General features: G+C 75.8%; 1 protein-coding gene. It reads left to right on the top strand.

Annotation, left to right across the window (positions count from 1 at the left end; genetic code table 11):
• Window positions 1–204: 204 nt before the first annotated feature.
• On the top strand, window positions 205–1,201 hold a 997-nt coding region (locus tag ACFU6K_RS39365), incomplete at its 3' end, for a sensor histidine kinase (RefSeq protein ID WP_380671532.1).

The following is a 1,201-nucleotide window of genomic DNA, read 5'->3' as shown; positions in this document are numbered from 1 at the left end:
CGCCCCCTCTGCCGGCCCCCCGCTGCCCGACCGCGTGCGGCTCGGACAGCGGTTCGACCCCAACCGTTACCGTTGCTGTCGGGGACCGCCGTTCGTCCGGAGGCCCCCGACCCGCCCGCCGCTCCCACCGGGAGCCGGCGCGGCACGAACTGGCGATGCCCGGGCGCGGGCGCGGCCAGCGCCCCCCGACCGGAGAGCACGAGCATGAGCGACATCTGGCAGCGCCTGCGCCGCGACCATCCCCGGTTGCTCGACGCCGCCGGCGGCACGGCCATGATCACGGTCACCGCCCTCGGCGCCACCGTCGACCAGACCGGTGGCCGCCTCACCCCGTTCGCCGCGCCCACCTTCGCCATCGCGCTGTTCTCCGCCGTCACCGTGCTCGCCCACCGCCGCCACCCGCGCGCGGTGGTCGCCGTCACGCTGCTCTGCACGATGGCGCTCGCCATGGTCAGCCCCCGGCTCACCCCGACCGTGGCCACCCCGCTGCTGCTCGCGCTCTACTTCCTCGCCATCCGCACCGACCGCGCCACCGCGCTGCGCGCCTCGGTCGCCGCCGCCGTCCTGCTCACCGGGATCGCCCTGCTGTTCGGCCCCGGCGGGCCGATCAGCGAACGGCTCGGCGTGCTCGCCTGGGCCCTGCTGCCCGGAGCCCTCGGCGACTCCATCCGCAACCGCCGCGCCCACCTCGCGGCCATCGAGGAGCGCGCCGAACGCGCCGAGCGCACCCGCGAGGAGGAGGCCCGTCGGCGGGTCGCCGACGAGCGGATCAGGATCGCCCGCGACCTCCACGACGTCGTCGCCCACCACATAGCCCTCGCCAACGCCCAGGCCGCCATCGCCGTCCACCTCATGGACAACCACCCCGTCCAGGCCCGGGAGGTGCTCAGCCACATCACCGACGCCACCGGCTCGGCCCTCCAGGAACTGCGTGCCACCGTCGGCCTGCTGCGCCGCGCCGAGGACCGCGCCCCGCTCGAACCCGCTCCCGGCCTCGACCGGCTGCCCGAACTGATCAACACCTTCGAGCGGGCCGGTCTGCCGATCCGGCTCTCCGTCGAGGGCGAGGCCCGCCCGCTGTCGCCCGGCGTGGACCTCACCGCCTTCCGGATCGTCCAGGAGTCGCTGACCAACGTGGCCAAGCACGCCCACGGCGCCGACGCCGAGATCACCCTCGCCTACAGCGGCAGCCGGGTCGCGG

Origin of the sequence: Kitasatospora sp. NPDC057512 (genome assembly GCF_042802135.1) — a bacterium.
In the GTDB taxonomy this organism is placed as follows: Bacteria; Actinomycetota; Actinomycetes; order Streptomycetales; family Streptomycetaceae; genus Kitasatospora.
The sequence above is the reverse complement of the archived record's forward strand: the minus strand, read 5'-3'. Positions and strand labels throughout refer to the sequence as shown.